We start from the raw sequence: 18453 nt of genomic DNA, 5'->3' as shown, positions 1-18453 counted from the left end.
CCCGTTTTTTAGAGGACAAAGATAAAGGAGATGGTGTCTGATGGAACGCAAGAAACGGAAGAAAGGTTGGTTGAAATGGGGCCTGGCCGCATTCGCCTTACTCTTCCTCATCACGATGGTATACCATCAAGTCAAACCGTTGCCGGACGGCGTGTCGCGTGCGTCGGAACCGGTCGCGATTTCGGATGACCAAATCGATTTTTTATTTGATTTGACGTATCAAGGGGAAGACACGGAAGTGAACGAGCAAGAGATTTTTCAAGACGTCGAGCGGTCAATCCGCGAGGCGCGGGAATATATCGTCATGGACTTTTTCTTATTCAACCCATATTCGAATGAAGACCGGCAATATCCGGACATCACGGCCAAACTGTCATCGGCTTTGCTCGAACAGATGGAAGCCTATCCGGACATGAACGTCGTCTTAATCACGGATGAAATCAATACGACCTATAACGGACACGCGTCCGATCATCTCGACGTCTTGAAGGAAGCGGGCGCGGAAATCGTCTACACGAACCTCGATGCGCTCCGCGACCCGAACATCTTATACTCGACGCTGTATCGGATCGGGTTCCAATGGTTCGGGGACAGCCAGAACGGCTGGTTGCCGAACCCGATGGCCAAATCGGCACCGGACATCACGATCCGGTCGTATTTACGGCTGTTGAACGTGAAAGCGAACCACCGCAAAGTGATGGTGACCGAGAATGACGGCTTCGTCTTATCGGCCAACCCGCATGATGCGAGCGGGTATCATTCAAACGTCGGGGTGCGGCTCGATGGCCCGATTTTAGCGGACATCCTCGAAGGGGAGGAAGCGATCGCGACGTTCTCGAAAGGGGATGCCGAACGTTTCCCGAGCGAGGAGAAACTCGCGAATCTGCGCGACGAGCCGTCGGAAGGCCCGATGCAAATCCGCTACGTCACGGAATCCAAGATTCAGGACGCCGTCATCAAGGCGATGGAAGAAGCGGAATCAGGTGAGACGATTTGGATCGGCATGTTCTACTTGGCTGACCGAAACATCATTCAAGCCATTCATGAGGCCGCCGAGCGCGGCGTCTTCGTCAAACTGATTCTTGACCCGAATACGAACGCGTTCGGGCGCGACAAGTCAGGATTGCCGAACTTGCCGGTCGCCGCGGAATTGAACACGGTGAACCCGGAGCAAATCGAGATTCGGTGGTACGAAGTCGGCGAAGAGCAGTACCACCCGAAGATGCTGTACGTGGAAGGGGACCGTCGAGTCGTCGTCATCGGGTCGGGCAACTATACGACCCGCAACATGAACGATTACAACTTGGAGGCGGATGTCGAAGTCGTCACGACCGAAGAGACAGCGTTCATCCGCGAGGTCGACGGGTACTTCAAGCGTCTCTGGAACAACGAGCAAGGAACGTATACGCTCGCCTATGATGAGATTCAGACCGATTTGCCAATCGGAAAGTATGTGATTTATTGGATCCAGAAACTCACTTGGACGATGACCTACTGACACAAGCCCGCCTTCCTGTGAAGGTGGGCTTTGTTGTGGACGGGCTACCATCGACATGACGACGAACAAAACCCGCCCTCATAATATGTGAAGGCGGGTTTTCATCATTTCGTTTCGACTGGATTGAATTCGTTCGTGAACTCGTAAAGGAACCGGCCCGTGTCGCGGAGGACGTCTGTCTTCCGGTGGAGCGAGAAGTGATCGTATGGGACGGTTTCCGTCTCGATGTTGTTCGTATATTCTTCGAGCAAGAGCGAACTCGCTGGCTCAATCAAGTTGAACTCGCCACCGCGTCCCGAGAAGGAGAACACTTGGACGGAGCGTGGCCACGTCTCCAGTTTTTCTTGGAACGCCTGCAACCCGTCAGAACTCGGGGACAAATCCCGGATGGCAGGACTGCCGGTATTGATACCGAAATTACTGGCGGACAGACCGAAGTTGGCAAGTCGTGTTCCGGCGAACGGACTATCATACGTCACGAACTTATCGACGATGTATTCATCTTGATTCAAGATATAGTTCGCTGCCGCCACACCGCCCATGCTGTGACCGATCAAATACATCCGGTCGAACGAACGGTTTCGTTCCTGTTTATAGCGTTCGATCGCCGCATTCAACCACTTCGTCTGGTTGTTGAGCGATGCCTCGGCATCCTCATATTCAATCCGGACAATCGGTCGGTTCGAGCTGTAGTCATTGATGACGCAATCGGCCGCGCCTTTCACCGTCACGGTACAGAGCGCACCATCTTTCGCCAGCCCACGCTGTTCCATATACTGCGAGAAGCGGAGGAATGTGCGGTCGGTCCCGAGCAAGCCGTGAACGGCGAACGTCGGGATGAACTCGTCCGTCTGCGCCGCCTGGCGAATCGCCTCAGATTTCCGTTCCGTCGTCAACTCGTCTCGAATCGTCACGATCATCAACGCGAGGGTCAAGACGAGGATGAAGCCGCCGAAGATGCGAGAACGAATCGACGTCTTGTCCGGATCGCCGACGTTTTGACGATATTTCCGCCAAACAAAGAAAGCGACCAGGCCAAGGACGACGATGATGACGCCTGTGATAATCCACGCCTTGACGTTCGGCACGTGGGCGACGAGCGTCATATTATTTTGACGGCCACCGTAAACTTGCCACTCGACATGTTTCATCGACCGTACATCGAGTCCAGTACCGTCTTCGACGAACACCCCGGTCGGCACGGTCAGATTGAACCGGATATCGGCTTGACGAACGTAACGTTCGGCCAGTTGTTTCGGGGAGCCGCTTAAATTCAGACCTGGCAAATCGACGCGGTCGAGCCGCAGGTCGAGGTTCGTGTTCATGACGTATGAGTCAAACCAAATCCCATCTTCTTTGTCGACATCAAACTTCATATCAGGTGGGACGAGGATACCGGCCGGGCCGGTCTTCCACTCCTCTTTAATGTTTTGGAGGTCATCGACGTTGTCGAACGTCTTCTTGAGCACCATGCCTTCATAGTCGTCTTGACTCGAGTAGTCACGTGTCGCATACCCGTTCTCATTCGCCTGTTGTTTCCATGTATCCCAATCGAGCCGCAAATTGAGCAGCTTCATGACCGGATGGTCGCGGAAAGCATACGTCGTCTCTAACGTGACCGATTGGTCGTAGTGGACGGTCGCATCATATTCGATTCGGACACATCCCCCGATTAAAAGAAACAGAAATGGGAATACTAACAACAGTGCCTTTTTCTTCAAGCTCGTCACCTCAAATCGGCTCACCGTAGGTCTCTAACGGGTTAGTCGTGTTGATGCGGTCGTAGAAGAGCACCCCATCTAAATGGTCGAGCTCATGTTGACAGACGATGGCGCGCATACCGCGGAGCCGCAATTTAATCGGGGCGCCGTCACGGTCGAACCCTTCGATTGTGATGCGACGATAGCGGGGGACGTTGCCTTTGACGACACGGTCGACAGAGAGACAGCCTTCACCGCCATTCAAATACGTCTGTTCGACCGAGTGACTCGTAATCTTCGGATTGAAGATGGATAGTTTGAACGTCTCTTCTTCTTCATGGAGCAAGACCGTGAAGAAACGGCGATTGACGCCGAGTTGTGGTGCGGCGATGCCGACACCGCCCCGAAGTTCATACTTCGCGCTCATCTCTGGATCTTGGCTGTTGACGAGGAACGTCTCCATCTCGTCGAGTAGCGCGAGGTCTTCTGCCGTCGGTGGGACCGGCACTTCGATTGAGCGGGCGCGGAGCCGCTCGTCTCCTTCACGAATCACATCTTTCATCGTTAACATGCAAAACTTCCTTTCCCATTGCGATATGACCAATTATATCATATTTATTAGTCATTTCGCTTAGATGGTACAGAAGGTGAAATGAAAATGATACAGAGGCGAAATAAGGGAAAAGATGTGTTGATGTAAGCGTTTTTATAGAGTGAGCATATTTTTTGCGTTATTATAACAACCCGTTTTATACTGACTAGGAAACGGCAGGATAAGTGTAACTTTCCTGAATCACGTTAATACAGATTGCTTTTTTGGACAGATACACTTAAGATTTGAGGTAGTGTTTGATCACAAAAAAGACAATTGTCTCATAGTTGAAAGGATGAGGTGAAACGAATGAACAACGTTCAGGTACTTCAAAACGTGGAAGAAAACTTCCAAACGTTCCGTATTCTCGACGAGAAGGGCGAGGTCGTCAACCAAGACGCAATGCCAGATGTAACGGACGAGCAACTTCAGGAGCTTATGCGCCGCATGGTCTATACACGAATCTGGGACCAACGTGCCATCTCGCTCAACCGTCAAGGACGCCTAGGTTTCTACGCGCCAGTGGCTGGTCAAGAAGCAACGATGATCGGGACGCAATATGCGCTCGACAAACAAGACTGGATTCTTCCAGGCTACCGTGATATCCCGCAACTCGTATTCCACGGACTTCCGCTTTATCAAGCGTTCTTGTTCTCACGTGGTCACGTCGCAGGTAACCGAATTCCTGAAGACGTTAACGTCTTGATGCCGCAAATCATCATCGGGGCACAAATCATTCAAACTGCGGGTGTGGCAATGGGCCTCAAACGCAACGGCAACACAAACGTCGCCATTACTTACACGGGTGACGGTGGTTCATCACAAGGTGACTTCTACGAAGGATTGAACTTCGCGGGTGCATTCAAATCACCAGCCATCTTCGTCGTTCAAAACAACCGCTTTGCCATCTCGACACCTGTTGAGAAGCAAACTGCAGCTAAAACGATCGCGCAAAAAGCTGTCGCAGCGGGAATCAACGGAATCCAAGTTGACGGAATGGACGTTCTTGCTGTCCTCGCCGCAACACAACAAGCGCGTAAAGACGCACTTGACGGAACTCCGACGCTCATCGAAGCACTCACATACCGTTACGGACCACATACGCTCGCAGGGGATGACCCAACGCGTTACCGTACAAAAGAACTCGATACAGAGTACCAAGAGAAAGATCCACTCGTTCGTTTCCGCCTCTTCCTCGAAGGCAAGAAGCTTTGGAGCGAAGACATGGAGAATGAAGTCATCGAACAAGCGAAAGCAGACGTGAAAGAAGCGATCAGCCTCGCTGACAAAGAACCAAAACAAAAAGTTTCGGACTTCATCAACAACATGTTCGAAACACTTCCTTCAAACTTGAAAGAGCAGCTTGAAGAATATACAGCAAAGGAGTCGAAGTAAGTTATGGCTCAAATGACAATGATCCAAGCGATTACTGATGCGATGCGCGTTGAAATGAAGCGCGACGAGAAAGTACTTCTTTTCGGAGAAGACGTTGGTAAAAACGGTGGGGTTTTCCGTGCAACGGAAGGTCTCCAAGACGAGCTCGGCGAAGACCGTGTCTTCGACACGCCGCTTGCTGAGTCTGGTATCGGTGGTCTTGCCATCGGTCTCGGTCTTACAGGCTTCCGTCCGATCATGGAAGTTCAATTCTTCGGATTCGTATTCGAAGTGTTCGACTCGATCGCAGCTCAAATGGCGCGTATGCGTTACCGTTCAGGCGGCGCTTACAGCCAGCCAATCACAATCCGTTCACCATTCGGTGGCGGTGTTAAAACACCAGAACTTCACGCGGATAGCCTTGAAGGCTTGATGGCTCAGACACCTGGTCTTAAAGTCGTCATCCCGTCAACGCCATACGATGCAAAAGGTCTTTTGATATCAGCAATCCGTGACAACGACCCAGTCGTATTCCTAGAGCACATGAAACTTTACCGTTCATTCCGTGGCGAAGTTCCAGAAGGCGAATACACGATCGAGCTTGGAAAAGCAGACGTGAAACGCGAAGGAACTGACGTTTCGATCATCACTTACGGTGCAATGGTCCACACGTCACTCAAAGCGGCAGAAGAGCTCGAAAAAGAAAACATCAACGTCGAAGTCATCGACCTCATGACAGTGAGCCCACTTGATATCGATACAATCGTCGAGTCTGTTAAAAAGACTGGCCGTGCGATCGTCGTTCAAGAAGCACAACGTCAAGCAGGGATTGCGGCTAACGTCGTAACTGAAATTCAAGAACGCGCAATTCTTCACCTCGAGGCACCAGTGCTTCGTGTAACTGCACCAGACACAGTCTTCGCTTTCGCACAAGGTGAAGACGCATGGTTACCTGACCATAAAGATGTCGTTGCAAAAGTTAAGGAAGTTATCAACTTCTGATCGTGTTCATTTAACGATGAGGGAGAATTGTCTCCCTCATTGTGTTTACATGATTAATTGATGGGAGGAAAAACCAGTGGCAGTATTTGAATTTAAATTACCAGACATCGGTGAAGGAATTCACGAAGGTGAAATCGTCAAGTGGTTCGTAAAAGCAGGGGATACAGTAAAAGAAGATGACATTCTTCTTGAAGTACAAAACGACAAAGCCGTCGTTGAGATTCCAGCTCCAGTTGATGGAACAGTTAAAGAAGTCAAAGTCTCTGAAGGTACAGTTGCGGTCGTCGGCGACGTCCTCATCACGTTCGATATCGAAGGTGACGCACCAGCCGGTGAAGAAGAAGCAGCTCCTGAACAGCCTAAAGCTGAAGAGAAGACTGAAGATGTGAAAGAAGACGTGAAAGAAGACGGCCCGCGTGAAGTTCAACTTCACAAATCGGAGCGCGTCATCGCAATGCCTTCAATCCGCAAGTACGCTCGTGAAAAAGGCGTCGACATCCGTGAAGTCCAGGGTTCTGGCGACAACGGCCGCGTCTTGAAAGAAGACATCGATGCATTCGCAAACGGAGAAGCACCAACAGCAGAAGCTACAACAGAGAAAACAGAATCTGTAGCTCCAGCAGCGGCTGCGAAAACGGAAATCAAACCTTACGAGTCAGCAACGCCTGAACTCGAAACGCGTGAGAAAATCCGTGGTATCCGTAAAGCGATCTCGAAAGCAATGGTTAACTCGAAGCACACAGCTCCACACGTTACACTCATGGACGAAGTCGACGTCACGAAACTCGTCGCACTCCGTAAAGAGTTCAAACAAGTGGCTGCTGACCAAGGCGTGAAACTCACGTACTTGCCGTTCGTCGTTAAAGCATTGACTGCTGCAGCGAAAGCTTACCCAGCGATCAACGCGTCAATCGACGATGTGAACGAAGAAATCGTCTACAAAAACTACTACAACATCGGTATCGCTGCTGATACGGACAACGGTCTCGTTGTTCCTGTCGTCAAAGAAGCGGACCGTAAATCAATCTATGCACTCGCTACAAACATCAATGAGCTTGCCGGTAAAGCACGTGAAGGCAAACTTGCTGGGGACGACATGAAAGGCGGATCGATCACAATCACGAACATCGGTTCAGCTGGTGGACAATGGTTCACACCTGTCATCAACCACCCAGAAGTTGCAATTCTCGGTATCGGTCGCATCGCTGAAAAAGCTGTCGTTAAAGACGGTGAAATCGTCGCGGCTCCAGTCCTCGCGCTTTCATTCAGCTTTGACCACCGCCTCATCGACGGTGCAACAGCTCAAAACGCACTCAACATGGTGAAACGCTTGCTTCAAGATCCAGCACTTCTAATGATGGAGGGATAAGAACATGGTAGTAGGAGAATTCGCACAAGAAACTGATTTGCTTGTCATCGGCGCCGGTCCTGGTGGATACGTCGCAGCCATCCGTGGCGCACAACTCGGCCTTAAAGTCACAATCGTCGAAAAAGGAAACTTTGGTGGCGTCTGCTTGAACGTCGGTTGTATCCCATCGAAAGCATTGATCACTGCTGGTCACAACTTCCAGCACGCTAAAGGTCACTCTTCAATGGGGATCACGTCTGATAACGTGTCAGTCGACTTCACAAAAGTCCAAGACTGGAAACAGTCGGTCGTCAACAAATTGACTGGCGGCGTCAAAGGCCTTTTGAAAGGTAACAAGATTGAAATCGTTCAAGGTGAAGCTTTCTTCGCATCTGAAGACACAGTACGTGTCATCACAGAAGATAGCTCGACTCCTTACAAGTTCAAAAAAGCGATCATCGCGACTGGTTCAACACCTATCGAGATTCCATCGTTCAAATGGTCAAAACGCGTCCTTTCTTCAACTGGCGCATTGGCTCTTCCTGAAGTACCGAAGAAACTCGTCGTCATCGGCGGCGGATACATCGGTATGGAGCTCGGCACAGCGTACGCGAACTTCGATACAGAAGTCGTCGTCGTTGAAGGCGCAAGCGACATCTTGTCTGGCTTCGAGCCACAAATGACGCAAATCGTCAAAAAGAAACTCAAACAAAAAGGCAACGTCACGATTCACACGAACGCTCTTGCAAAAGGCGTCGAGGAAACAGAAGACGGCGTAACAGTTAAGTTTGAAGTGAACGGCGAAGAGCAGTCTGTTGAAGCGGACTACGTCCTCGTCACAGTCGGCCGTCGTCCAAACACTGGCGACATCGGTCTCGAAAACGCGGAAGTTAAAATCAGCGACCGCGGCATCATCGAAATCGACGACCAGTGCAAAACGTCGAACGAAAACATCTACGCAATCGGCGACATCGTACCAGGACCACCGCTCGCGCACAAAGCTTCTTACGAAGCGAAAGTCGCAGCGGAGGCAGCTGCCGGTAAGCCAGCTTACCTCGACTACTCAGCAATCCCAGCGGTCGTCTTCACTGATCCTGAACTTGCAACAGTCGGTTACACAGAGCCACTCGCAAAAGAAGAAGGACTTGAGATCACAGTATCGAAATTCCCATTCGCAGCGAACGGCCGTGCCCTCGCTCTTGACGAGCCAGACGGCTTCATGAAGCTCATCACGCGTAAAGAGGACGGTCTCTTGATCGGTGCTCAAATCGCGGGAACTGGCGCTTCAGATATGATTGCCGAACTTGGTCTCGCCATCGAAGCAGGCATGACTGCAGAAGATATCGCGCTTACAATCCACGCTCACCCATCACTCGGTGAGATGGCAATGGAAGCGGCAGAAATCGCAATGGGTATGCCAATCCACGTCGTTAAATAAGTCAAAAGCTCTCTCGCTTACTCGCGAGAGAGCATTTTTACGTAATGGACGGTCCGTTCGACTTCTCGGAAGCCGATGCGTTCATGGAACCGTTGGCTACCGTCGTTCTCGACTTCCGTATCGGAGCCGAGCTCGTCACATCCTTTCGACCGGGCGTAGGTGGAGGCGGCTTCGACGAGCCGTGTCGCCACGTCTTGCTGTCGCACGGATGCAACGACGTAAATTCCTTCTAAAAAGGCGGTCGGGGAAGAGGTCGTTCCGGGGACGTAGTCATGACGGAAGCTGAGCTGGCAAAAGCCGACCGCCTCATCCGTCTCCGCGATAAAATAGTGCATCTTGCCGGAGCGGATGCCGAGGCGGACCTCCAACGTCAATTCGTCTTCGGGCGCATCGGGCCATAGCTGCCGCATGAGCCGAACCAAGTCGATACCATCGCGCTCATTAGCTTTTCGTATGTTCATTGGGATCCTCCTTAGGTTTCATACGTTCAGTATAAAGGAAAATAAGGAATGAAGTGAGAAAGGAGGGAACGATGATGGCGTTCGATGAAGAATTGTTATATACCGTCTCTGAGACGAGCCGTGTCCGCTTCACGGGAATCGAGACTGAGACGTCACGTTATGATTTCGGCTTTGTGTATACGCATCAATTCATGGGAAAAGTGCTCGTCGTCTGTATGCAGACCGGGCAGTCTGCCCTTCTTGACATCCATGCGCTCGAAGAACCGAGACAACTGTATCCGATGCTCGGGATCACGTTGCGTGATACAGATCACGTCGCCGAGTTTTTACGACTCTGTCTGGACGAAAGTGGGCAAGAACAAGAACAATCGCCAAATTCTACCCTTGAAAAAATGTAAGCGTTTTCTTATAATGGTACGTAGGGGAAGCAATTCGATCATCATAAGCTACCTTTTCTTTTGATGACACAAAGCGAGCCGGTCCATATGGACCGGCTCGCTTTCGTCTTAACGGATGGCTTTTGTCTGTTGGATGACTTTAATCATTTGAAGCGATTCATCTTCAAGTCCTTGGACGGGAAGACCGGCCTCGATGTTCGCCATGATATAGTCGAGCGTCGAAGTCGTGATCAGTTCTCCCGGGATGATGATCGGGATTCCTGGTGGATACACCATGATGAACTCGGCCGAGATGCGTCCGACGGCGTTCTCGAGCGGAATCGTCTCCGTCTCCTCGTAGAACGCGTCACGCGGGCTGAGTGCAAGCGGTGGAATCTCAGGGAGCATGATCGATAGTGAATCGTTTCCTGACTGATCGTAAACCGATACGACGTCACGCATACCGTCAATCAACGCTTGAATCGTCGACTCGTCGTCGGCGCTCGTCACGATGAACAGTACGTTCAACAAATCTGACATCTCGACTTCGATGCGATGCGTCTCACGCAAATACTTCTCGACTTCAAAGCCGGTGATCCCGAGCTCACGGACAGAGACGAGGATTTTCGTCTCGTCGAGCGCGTACGTCGACTCTGAATGGAGTTCGGCGTGACCGTATACCGATAAGTGCGGCATATTGTCGATGGCCGTACGAGCCGTACGTGCGAGCGTGAGGGCACGTTCGTTCATCGCTTCTCCTTTCGTCGCCAATTGACGACGGGCCGCGTCGAGCGACGCGAGGAGGAGGTAAGACGTCGATGTCGTCGTAATCATCGACAACATTGCGTGAATCCGTTCCGGGGAGACGAGACCGCGACGGACGTTCAAAATCGAACTTCCCGTCATCGAGCCGCCGAGCTTGTGTACGCTCGTGGCCGCGACGTCCGCTCCGGCTTGCATCGCCGAGAGCGGGAGCTCGTCGTGGAACGGCAAGTGGACACCGTGTGCCTCATCAACGAGGACCGGTACGTCTTGCGCATGGGCGACGGCGACGATGCGCTCTAAGTCACCGGCGATGCCGAAGTAGGTCGGGTTGATGACGAGGACTGCTTTCGTGTCCGGGTGCATCTCGAGGGCGCGTTCGACGGCGCTTGCTGTGATCCCGTGGGCAATCCCGTACGTCTCATCATATTCCGGATGGATGAAGACCGGGTGGGCCCCGGTCAAGATGAGGGCGGACATGACGGATTTATGCACGTTCCGGGGAACGATGATTTTCTCGTTCGGACCGACGACGCCCATGATCATCGCCATGATGGCACTCGACGTCCCTTGGACCGAGAAGAACGTCTCGTCGGCACGGAACGCCTCGGCAGCGAGGCGCTCGGCCTCGGCAATCGACGCTTTCGGATGATGGAGATCATCGAGCGGGGCGATGTTAATCAAATCGATCTTCAAGGCGTTTTCGCCGATGAAGTCACGGAATTGAGGGTCCATCCCTTTTCCGCCTTTATGGCCAGGGATATGGAACGCGATCGGGTTCGTATCCACGTGCGTGAGCAACGTGTCAAAGAGCGGTGTCTCGAGCTGTGTAGCACCTTTAAGTTTCAATAGTAAGTCCTCCTTGATAACAGTGTGTATATGGGTTGTCGGTTTGGTTTCAAGCTTTGGGCAATCTGAACATTTCGATTCAAAAACAATGCAACAAAAAAACTATAGTGATTTCTATCCCAACTTGCAATAGTTTTTTTTGTTGATACAATGGTTGTCGAGGTGAAGAATATGCAAATCAACTATCCGATTAATCCGGACTGGACGACAGATGAACTGATTGAAGTCGTCGAGTTCTATAACCAAGTCGCCTTGGCCAATGAAGGCGGTGTCGACCGGGAGTCGTTTTTGGACGCGTATCGGTCGTTCAAACAAATCGTGACGTCGAAGTCAGAAGAGAAACAGCTGAGTGCCGTTCACGATGAGCAGACCGGATACTCTACCTATCGTACGGTCCAAGCGGCCCTAAAATCAAATGCAAAGATTATAAAGTTGTAACTGCTTGAAAGCATGGGAGGACGTAACCGTTTTCTCATGCTTTTTTTGTTATTTCTCTAATAAATAGGGTACATATCATTAACAGTTCAATCAGGTTTAGGCTTAGTTGAAATGGGAATATACTCACTAAGATAAAAAATTCAAAATAGTCAGACAATTCTCTTTCTTTTTTGAATCTCATCTGATATACTCAATTCAACTTACTAAACCGTAACTTGTAGCCCAACTAAAGGAGTGTGGCATCTCATGAAACAAGTGATCGAGGCATTCAAAAGAAAAGACGCAGAAAAACGGATTCCGGTGCTGCGCTTAGAGATTGATTATGAATTGGCAACGCTCTTCGATGCAATGGCGTCACAAGATGATGCCACTGTCCAGGCTAGCAAGCATCGGTTAGAGAAATATCGCCAAGAACTATTGCGTCTCGAAGCCTGACCCACAACCACCCATTCAACCAGTATTCCATGCGGATACTGGTTTTTGTTTGGTACAATACATAATAGAGGTGATAAACATGTTGGAATGGTTCGCGATTGACTTGATAAAACAGGCAGGGGAGTATATCCGCTTACAGATTGACGAGAGCTATCGAATCGAACGCAAGACGGGGAAAGGTGATTTGGTCACGGAAATCGATCGGGCCGTCGAACAGTTGATTGTCGACCGGATTCGTGAGTCGTATCCCGAGCATCATATTATCGGGGAAGAGGGTATCTCGACGGAACCGGATGATTTGTCGGGCACGGTCTGGTTCGTCGACCCGATTGACGGCACATTGAACTTCATCCATCAAAAGCGGATGTTCGCCATCTCGATTGCCATCATGGTCGATGGGGTCGTCGAGTACGGCTTCGTTTACGATGTGATGGCGGATGAGTTGTTCGTCGCACGCCGTGGCGTCGGGACGACGCTGAACGGCCGGAAACTCCCGACCATCAAAGAGCACCACGTCCGGGATGCTTTCCTCAGTATGAACGCGACATGGGTGACGCCGAATCAGCAAATTGCACCGGAAGTGCTCGCGCCGATTGTGCGCGATTCCGTCGGCACGCGGGCGCATGGGGCCGCCTCGCTCGAACTCGCCTGGCTCGCAGCGGGACGAGTCGACGGGTATATCACGATGCGCAATATGCCGTGGGACTATGCTGCCGGTAAACTGCTCGTCGAAGAAGTCGGGGGACGGGTCGTCTCGATTTATGGGGAGCCGGTCCGTTATGACGGGAAGACGTCCGTTCTCGCGGGGAGCGAGACGTTCGTCAAGGACGTGGTGAAGCATTACGTCATCGCCAAGGGTGCGACCCCTGAAGTGAAGCCGGACTTGCAAATTGGAATCAACGGGTCTTACGACCGCGTCCGTGACTTGCTCGTCCTGGCCAACCCGAATGAAACGATGGTCCGCGATCAATACAAAGCCGGGACGACATATGAGGCCACGCTCGGCGGGGAACGTGTCGGGGCGTACATGCTCGTCAAACGCAGCGAGACGTTAATTGAGCTCGTCAATATCGCCGTCAAACCGGAACGGCAGAACCAGACGATCGGGCAACGCCTGCTCCAAGACGCGATTCGTCGGGCCGAGAGCAGCGGGGCGAAGCAAATGCTCGTCTGTACGGGCAACTCGAGCATCGTCCAGTTGCGCTTCTATCAACAAGCCGGTTTCCGCTTTGAATCAGTCGAGCGGGATTACTTCCCGGACCACGGTTATCCGCCAATCGAAGAGGACGGGCTCGCCTTGCGTGACCGCATCTGTCTGACGCGCGACCTATAAGCGTGGGCGCAAAAAGGACAAAATCATAAAGAAGGCCCGGGCGTTTTGCCCGGGCCTTGTGTTATGGACGTCGGTTCGAGAGGACCCGGCGGCGCAAGTTGATTCCAAAAAATGTGGCGATGCCGCTCAAGGCGAGACTGCCGATGATGATGGCGGCACTTCCTTCAGCGACACCGATGCCGATACCGACGAAGCCGGCGACGACCGCGGTCGCGATTAAAACGAACATGAGTTGCATGGAGATTCCCCCTTCTTTCGCTAGTCTTCTTCATTGTAGTCAAAAATGATGCGTTTGAAAACGTTAACAGTTGATAACACTCGACAAAGGTGGTGGAACGTGTGCTATACTCTTAAAGTTGAATAAAAGATGAAACTTTTTTAAATAAGAGAGGACTAACTACATGAATGTAAGAACTAACCTTCGGAACGTAGCCATCATCGCCCACGTTGACCATGGTAAAACAACGCTCGTCGATGAATTATTGAAACAGTCTGGTACATTCCGGACAAACGAAATGGTCGCAGAACGCGCCATGGACTCGAACGACATCGAACGTGAACGCGGAATCACGATTCTCGCTAAAAACACGGCAATCGATTATAAAGATACACGCATCAACATTGTTGATACACCAGGTCACGCCGATTTCGGTGGTGAAGTAGAGCGTATCATGCGTATGGTTGACGGCGTTATCCTCGTTGTCGATGCACGTGAAGGCTGCATGCCGCAAACGCGTTTCGTATTGAAGAAAGCACTCGACCAAGGTCTCCGTCCAATCGTTGTCGTTAACAAAATCGACAAGCCGATGGTACGCCCACTCGACGTCGTCGACGAAGTTGTCGACTTGTTGATCGACCTTGGAGCAGATGAAGATCAACTTGAATTCCCTGTCGTCTATACGTCTGCTGTCAGCGGTTCAAGTTCGTTCGATCCTGATCCAGAGAAGCAAGAAGATACAATCACGTACGTGCTCGACACGATTCTTGAGAACACACCGGCACCAATCGATAACTCGGATGAGCCGCTTCAGTTCCAAGTCACGATGCTCGACTACGACAACTACCTCGGCCGAATCGGTGTCGGTCGCGTCTTCCGTGGGAAAATCAAAGTCGGCGAATCAGTGTCACTTTGCAAAACAGACGGATCAATCAAACAATTGCGCGTCACTAAATTGTTCGGTTACTTCGGCCTCAAACGTGTTGAAATCGAAGAAGCCAAAGCTGGTGACTTGATCGCCATCGCCGGGATGGAAGACATCAACGTCGGTGAGACGGTCACGCCAGTCGGTAAAGAAGAGCCACTTCCGCTTCTCCGCATCGATGAGCCGACGCTTCAAATGCGTTTCATGACAAACAACTCACCGTTCGCAGGACGCGAAGGCGATTTCGTGACGGCACGTAAAATCGAAGAGCGTTTGATGAAACAACTCGAGACGGACGTTTCACTCCGTGTCGAGAACACTGATTCACCTGACCAATGGGTCGTTTCAGGCCGCGGTGAGCTTCACCTCGGGATCTTGATCGAGAACATGCGTCGTGAAGGCTACGAACTTCAAGTTTCGAAACCACAAGTTATCATTCGTGAAGACGAAGATGGTACGAAAATTGAGCCGTTCGAACGCGTCATCGTTGACGTGCCAGAAGAGTACACAGGTTCAGTCATGGAATCAATCGGTCTCCGTAAAGGTGAACTTGCCAACATGAACACAAACGACAACGGTCAAACACGTATGGAATTCATCGTTCCTTCACGTGGTCTCATCGGCTATCGTAACGAGTTCTTGTCAGCGACACGCGGATATGGAATCTTGAACCACACGTTCGAAGAGTACCGTCCGTTCATCGCTGCTGACATCGGCGGACGCCGCAGTGGTGTCATGGTTTGTATCGAACCTGGTAAGTCGACGGCTTACTCGATCGGTGCCCTTGAAGACCGTGGAACGATCTTCATCGAGCCAGGTGTAGAAGTATACGAGGGAATGATCATCGGTGAATGTAACCGTGACGTCGACCTCGCAATCAACGCCGTCAAAGGAAAACAGTTGACGAACATGCGTGCTTCAGCAAAAGACTCGACACAAGTCTTGAAACGTCCACGCGTCTTCTCACTCGAAGAATCGCTCACGTTCTTGAACGATGACGAGTATTGTGAAATCACGCCGGAGTCAATCCGTCTCCGTAAAAAAGTCTTGAACAAGAACGAGCGTGAGAAAGCTGACAAGCGTCGTAAACTTGGTAAAGAATAAGTCTTAAAAAAGGGAGCGCCTAGGCGTTCCCTTTTGTTTTGGATAGTGTAGAATGGTTGTGTAGGAAATAAAGGGGGATTATCAGCTTGAAAGCTTCTCAAACGATGGACATCACACAAATCGATGTGCCGTGGATCGCCTCGCTACTTGGCGTCGGCAGTGACGCGAACGACTTCTCGGTCGGATTCAACGCGTTAATCATCACGGTCATCTTATTGACGATCCTTGTGTTTAAATTAGGTTTTGCGAAACAATTGACGTGGTGGAAATCACTCGTCGTCTATATGCTGCTCGCACTCGGGGCAGGCACGATGGCGCTCGTCTTCTTCACATGGCCGATTCCAGAAGTTCTCCTTGTCATGGCTGTCGTCTTGGCAATCTACCGGGGCCGCCTTTGGTGGAACCGTCGACAAGGCATCGAATCACATTAAAAAATGGACGTTTCGCCCTCGGGCGAAACGTCCATTTTTGCTTACCATCTCCGTTTTTGGCGGAACGATGGATATAGGTGGAATTGGCTGGTCGCGGCACGCTCCGCTGTTCGCGCGGTGATGCGTTCTTGACACGTCTGGCACATATACGTTTTAGCAGGTTTATTACGAAGTCGTTTCGCTTCGAACGACCACGAATCAATCGTATCGATTTTGTCACAAAGAGAGCACTTTACGCGCATGGTCTCACCTTCCTCTTCGTTGATTATAGCATGATTTCAGGAGAGAAAAGCAGGGAAAGAGGTTTGTAAGGGCGAATCCATTTCGTATACCCGTTCGGGAGGAGGGGAGTCTATGGCGAGTAAAGCTGCGTTCGAACTTTCGAGGGCGCAACAAGACGTATTGAACGAGATGCCGTTGACGTTCTTAGTCACGTTTGATGAGCCGAAACGGTGGCCGATCACCCATGCGATCAGCTGGGTGCAAGCGCCGAACGAGAGGACGATTCGCTTGGCGTTGACGAAGAATTCGCATGTGATCACGTTGCTCTCGTATGAGAAGACAGCGAGTCTCATCTTTCTTGAAGGGGGACTTGCCTACAGTATCGCCCTGTCACACGTACACGAATTCGAGCCTAGCGTGAAGCCGGCGTTACACCTTCGCTTTTTTGAAGGGAAAGTCGAAGAGGTCCGTAACATTTCCTTTTACGGGGCAACCTATGGACAACCGGACATCGTCAAGACGTACGATGTCGAAGCAGCAGAAAAGTTGGACCGTGAAGTCAAGGAGAGTTTGAATTCTTGATCACCAACAATTTTCGAGGGGCGGCAAAGTCTATGAAAAAAACGTATGTGCTCGATACGAACGTACTCTTACACGACCCACTATCCTTGTTCCAATTCGATGAGCACGATGTCGTCATTCCCGCCATCGTTTTAGAAGAGCTTGACGGTAAAAAACGTAATATGGATGAAGTCGGCCGCAACGCCCGAGAAACGGCGCGCGTGCTCGATCAATTGCGGACGACCGGTAAACTGCACGACGGGGTCCCGCTCGAGAACGGCGGACGATTGTTCGTCGAGATCGGTCACGAGCATACTGTCGATTTCCCGTTCGACGTCATGACGAACGACAATCGTATCCTGACCGTGGCACTTGGACTGATGAAACAATACGAGCACGACCGGACCCGTAAAGTCGTGGTCGTCTCGAAAGATATACTCGTCCGTGTCAAAGCGGACGCCATCGGCATTGAAGCCGAGGATTACTTGACCGACCATATCGTCGATACGACGAATTTATACGCCGGCTATCGTGAAATCGAAGTCGATCAAGCCATCATCGATGAATTTTATAAAGTCCGACAGCTTCCGCTAGAAGCCGTTTCAAAAAATCAGCTATATCCGAACTCATTCGTCGTCTTAAAGAGTAACGTCTCGAAAGCGAGCGCACTCGCGGTCGTCGATGGGTTGCAACCGATCCTCCGTCCGCTCTCGCTAGACGTCGAACACGTGTGGGGCATCCATCCTCGTAACGTCCAGCAACGGATGGCGCTCGACTTGTTGTTGCGGGACGATATTCCGTTCGTGACATTGCTCGGGAAGGCCGGTACCGGGAAGACGTTGCTCGCGCTCGCGGCAGGCCTGTCGCTCGTCGAAGACGAACGTCGCTTCAACAAGCTCGTCGTGGCCCGACCGGTCGTCCCGATGGGGAACGATATCGGTTATTTGCCCGGTGAGATGGAAGAGAAGCTCCGGCCATGGATGCAGCCGATTTATGATAACTTGGAGTTCTTGTTCAACGCCAACTCGAAAGACGAACTCGGGAACATCTTGGCCGGCATCAAATCGATTCAGCTCGAGGCGCTCACGTATATCCGTGGCCGCAGCATGCCGGATCAGTTCATTATCATCGACGAGGCCCAAAACTTGACGAAACATGAGATTAAGACGATTCTGACCCGAGTCGGCGAGAACTCGAAAATCGTCCTCGTCGGGGACCCGTATCAAATCGACCATCCGTATTTGGACGAGTATTCGAACGGTCTCACGTACGCCGTCGAACGCTTCAAAGGTCAAAACGTATTCGGACACGTCCAACTCATCAAAGGGGAGCGCTCGTCGCTCGCCCGGTTGGCCGCCGATTTACTATAACGAAATAAACGCCGAG

General features: G+C 51.3%; 19 protein-coding genes. 13 read left to right on the top strand and 6 right to left on the bottom strand.

Annotated features, from left to right (window positions below; all coding sequences use genetic code 11):
• Window positions 1–40 precede the first annotated feature (40 nt).
• On the top strand, window positions 41–1498 hold the full coding sequence (locus KNP68_RS04685) for a phospholipase D family protein (RefSeq protein ID WP_021066991.1): 1458 nt from the start codon (window positions 41–43) through the stop codon (window positions 1496–1498).
• 104 nt (window positions 1499–1602) lie between these two features.
• On the opposite strand, the gene KNP68_RS04680 is transcribed toward KNP68_RS04685, so the two are convergent.
• Both KNP68_RS04680 and def read right to left on the bottom strand, forming a co-directional pair.
• Window positions 1603–3228 (bottom strand): alpha/beta hydrolase, encoded by a 1626-nt coding sequence (locus tag KNP68_RS04680; protein WP_029595760.1) that lies wholly within the window; start codon window positions 3226–3228, stop codon window positions 1603–1605.
• A gap of 1 nt (window position 3229) precedes the next feature.
• Window positions 3230–3769, bottom strand: coding sequence for a peptide deformylase (def, locus tag KNP68_RS04675; protein ID WP_021066993.1), 540 nt, complete (start codon window positions 3767–3769; stop codon window positions 3230–3232).
• 330 nt (window positions 3770–4099) lie between these two features.
• Here def and pdhA point away from each other — a divergent pair, with 330 nt between their 5' ends.
• The 4 genes from pdhA to lpdA all read left to right on the top strand — a co-directional run bounded on the left by pdhA (window position 4100) and on the right by lpdA (window position 8952).
• Window positions 4100–5185 (top strand): pyruvate dehydrogenase (acetyl-transferring) E1 component subunit alpha, encoded by a 1086-nt coding sequence (gene pdhA, locus KNP68_RS04670; protein ID WP_021066994.1) that lies wholly within the window; start codon window positions 4100–4102, stop codon window positions 5183–5185.
• Between the two features lie 3 nt (window positions 5186–5188).
• Entirely contained in the window at window positions 5189–6166 is a 978-nt protein-coding gene (locus KNP68_RS04665) for an alpha-ketoacid dehydrogenase subunit beta (RefSeq protein ID WP_021066995.1), read from the top strand.
• Between the two features lie 76 nt (window positions 6167–6242).
• Window positions 6243–7535, top strand: coding sequence for a dihydrolipoamide acetyltransferase family protein (locus KNP68_RS04660; RefSeq protein ID WP_021066996.1), 1293 nt, complete (start codon window positions 6243–6245; stop codon window positions 7533–7535).
• 4 nt (window positions 7536–7539) lie between these two features.
• Complete coding sequence (gene lpdA, locus KNP68_RS04655; protein WP_021066997.1) at window positions 7540–8952, top strand: dihydrolipoyl dehydrogenase; 1413 nt, start codon at window positions 7540–7542, stop codon at window positions 8950–8952.
• Between the two features lie 17 nt (window positions 8953–8969).
• Here the strand turns inward: lpdA and aac(6') are convergent, their stop codons facing one another.
• Window positions 8970–9413, bottom strand: coding sequence for an aminoglycoside 6'-N-acetyltransferase (gene aac(6'), locus KNP68_RS04650; protein WP_214798912.1), 444 nt, complete (start codon window positions 9411–9413; stop codon window positions 8970–8972).
• A 74-nt stretch (window positions 9414–9487) separates the two neighbouring features.
• Here aac(6') and KNP68_RS04645 point away from each other — a divergent pair, with 74 nt between their 5' ends.
• Window positions 9488–9811 carry a DUF3055 domain-containing protein gene (locus KNP68_RS04645; RefSeq protein WP_214798909.1) on the top strand — a complete coding sequence of 108 codons (324 nt, stop codon included), beginning with the start codon at window positions 9488–9490 and terminating at the stop codon, window positions 9809–9811.
• 108 nt (window positions 9812–9919) lie between these two features.
• Here the strand turns inward: KNP68_RS04645 and KNP68_RS04640 are convergent, their stop codons facing one another.
• Complete coding sequence (locus KNP68_RS04640; protein WP_029595757.1) at window positions 9920–11401, bottom strand: aminotransferase class I/II-fold pyridoxal phosphate-dependent enzyme; 1482 nt, start codon at window positions 11399–11401, stop codon at window positions 9920–9922.
• Between the two features lie 171 nt (window positions 11402–11572).
• On the opposite strand from KNP68_RS04640, the gene KNP68_RS04635 reads away from it, so the two are divergent.
• The 3 genes from KNP68_RS04635 to KNP68_RS04625 all read left to right on the top strand — a co-directional run bounded on the left by KNP68_RS04635 (window position 11573) and on the right by KNP68_RS04625 (window position 13607).
• Window positions 11573–11839, top strand: coding sequence for a UPF0223 family protein (locus tag KNP68_RS04635; protein WP_021067001.1), 267 nt, complete (start codon window positions 11573–11575; stop codon window positions 11837–11839).
• A 246-nt stretch (window positions 11840–12085) separates the two neighbouring features.
• Window positions 12086–12274 carry a hypothetical protein gene (locus KNP68_RS04630; protein WP_015881266.1) on the top strand — a complete coding sequence of 63 codons (189 nt, stop codon included), beginning with the start codon at window positions 12086–12088 and terminating at the stop codon, window positions 12272–12274.
• Between the two features lie 79 nt (window positions 12275–12353).
• A complete protein-coding gene (locus KNP68_RS04625) occupies window positions 12354–13607 on the top strand; it encodes an inositol monophosphatase family protein (protein WP_058763305.1) in 1254 nt (417 codons plus the stop codon).
• Window positions 13608–13668: 61 nt separating this feature from the next.
• On the opposite strand, the gene KNP68_RS04620 is transcribed toward KNP68_RS04625, so the two are convergent.
• A complete protein-coding gene (locus KNP68_RS04620; protein WP_021067003.1) occupies window positions 13669–13845 on the bottom strand; it encodes a hypothetical protein in 177 nt (58 codons plus the stop codon).
• A gap of 163 nt (window positions 13846–14008) precedes the next feature.
• Here KNP68_RS04620 and typA point away from each other — a divergent pair, with 163 nt between their 5' ends.
• Together typA and KNP68_RS04610 are read left to right on the top strand one after the other, a co-directional pair.
• A complete protein-coding gene (typA, locus tag KNP68_RS04615; protein WP_021067004.1) occupies window positions 14009–15853 on the top strand; it encodes a translational GTPase TypA in 1845 nt (614 codons plus the stop codon).
• Between the two features lie 86 nt (window positions 15854–15939).
• Window positions 15940–16284 carry a YlaH-like family protein gene (locus KNP68_RS04610; protein WP_235045181.1) on the top strand — a complete coding sequence of 115 codons (345 nt, stop codon included), beginning with the start codon at window positions 15940–15942 and terminating at the stop codon, window positions 16282–16284.
• A gap of 41 nt (window positions 16285–16325) precedes the next feature.
• Here KNP68_RS04610 and KNP68_RS04605 read toward each other — a convergent pair whose 3' ends face one another.
• Complete coding sequence (locus tag KNP68_RS04605) at window positions 16326–16526, bottom strand: YlaI family protein (protein WP_214798906.1); 201 nt, start codon at window positions 16524–16526, stop codon at window positions 16326–16328.
• Between the two features lie 112 nt (window positions 16527–16638).
• Here KNP68_RS04605 and KNP68_RS04600 point away from each other — a divergent pair, with 112 nt between their 5' ends.
• Together KNP68_RS04600 and KNP68_RS04595 are read left to right on the top strand one after the other, a co-directional pair.
• Window positions 16639–17088, top strand: a complete 450-nt coding sequence (locus tag KNP68_RS04600) for a PNPOx family protein (RefSeq protein WP_021067007.1) — start codon at window positions 16639–16641, stop codon at window positions 17086–17088.
• A 32-nt stretch (window positions 17089–17120) separates the two neighbouring features.
• Complete coding sequence (locus tag KNP68_RS04595; RefSeq protein ID WP_021067008.1) at window positions 17121–18437, top strand: PhoH family protein; 1317 nt, start codon at window positions 17121–17123, stop codon at window positions 18435–18437.
• Window positions 18438–18453: the final 16 nt, after the last annotated feature.

The organism is Exiguobacterium sp. s50 (genome assembly GCF_018618175.1).
Classification (GTDB): domain Bacteria; phylum Bacillota; class Bacilli; order Exiguobacteriales; family Exiguobacteriaceae; genus Exiguobacterium; species Exiguobacterium chiriqhucha.
Note: the sequence above shows the minus strand (reverse complement) of the source record. Positions and strands in the feature narration are given on the sequence as shown.

What these genes read in the sequence shown, in the direction of transcription:
- typA (WP_021067004.1), top strand. Translation starts at nt 14,009, where the DNA reads ATGAATGTAAGAACTAACCTTCGGAACGTAGCCATCATCGCCCACGTT.
- KNP68_RS04600 (WP_021067007.1), top strand. Translation starts at nt 16,639, where the DNA reads ATGGCGAGTAAAGCTGCGTTCGAACTTTCGAGGGCGCAACAAGACGTA.
- KNP68_RS04635 (WP_021067001.1), top strand. Translation starts at nt 11,573, where the DNA reads ATGCAAATCAACTATCCGATTAATCCGGACTGGACGACAGATGAACTG.
- KNP68_RS04645 (WP_214798909.1), top strand. Translation starts at nt 9,488, where the DNA reads ATGGCGTTCGATGAAGAATTGTTATATACCGTCTCTGAGACGAGCCGT.
- def (WP_021066993.1), bottom strand. Translation starts at nt 3,769, where the DNA reads ATGTTAACGATGAAAGATGTGATTCGTGAAGGAGACGAGCGGCTCCGC.
- KNP68_RS04620 (WP_021067003.1), bottom strand. Translation starts at nt 13,845, where the DNA reads ATGCAACTCATGTTCGTTTTAATCGCGACCGCGGTCGTCGCCGGCTTC.
- pdhA (WP_021066994.1), top strand. Translation starts at nt 4,100, where the DNA reads ATGAACAACGTTCAGGTACTTCAAAACGTGGAAGAAAACTTCCAAACG.
- KNP68_RS04685 (WP_021066991.1), top strand. Translation starts at nt 41, where the DNA reads ATGGAACGCAAGAAACGGAAGAAAGGTTGGTTGAAATGGGGCCTGGCC.
- KNP68_RS04605 (WP_214798906.1), bottom strand. Translation starts at nt 16,526, where the DNA reads ATGCGCGTAAAGTGCTCTCTTTGTGACAAAATCGATACGATTGATTCG.
- KNP68_RS04665 (WP_021066995.1), top strand. Translation starts at nt 5,189, where the DNA reads ATGGCTCAAATGACAATGATCCAAGCGATTACTGATGCGATGCGCGTT.
- KNP68_RS04630 (WP_015881266.1), top strand. Translation starts at nt 12,086, where the DNA reads ATGAAACAAGTGATCGAGGCATTCAAAAGAAAAGACGCAGAAAAACGG.
- KNP68_RS04595 (WP_021067008.1), top strand. Translation starts at nt 17,121, where the DNA reads ATGAAAAAAACGTATGTGCTCGATACGAACGTACTCTTACACGACCCA.
- KNP68_RS04625 (WP_058763305.1), top strand. Translation starts at nt 12,354, where the DNA reads ATGTTGGAATGGTTCGCGATTGACTTGATAAAACAGGCAGGGGAGTAT.
- lpdA (WP_021066997.1), top strand. Translation starts at nt 7,540, where the DNA reads ATGGTAGTAGGAGAATTCGCACAAGAAACTGATTTGCTTGTCATCGGC.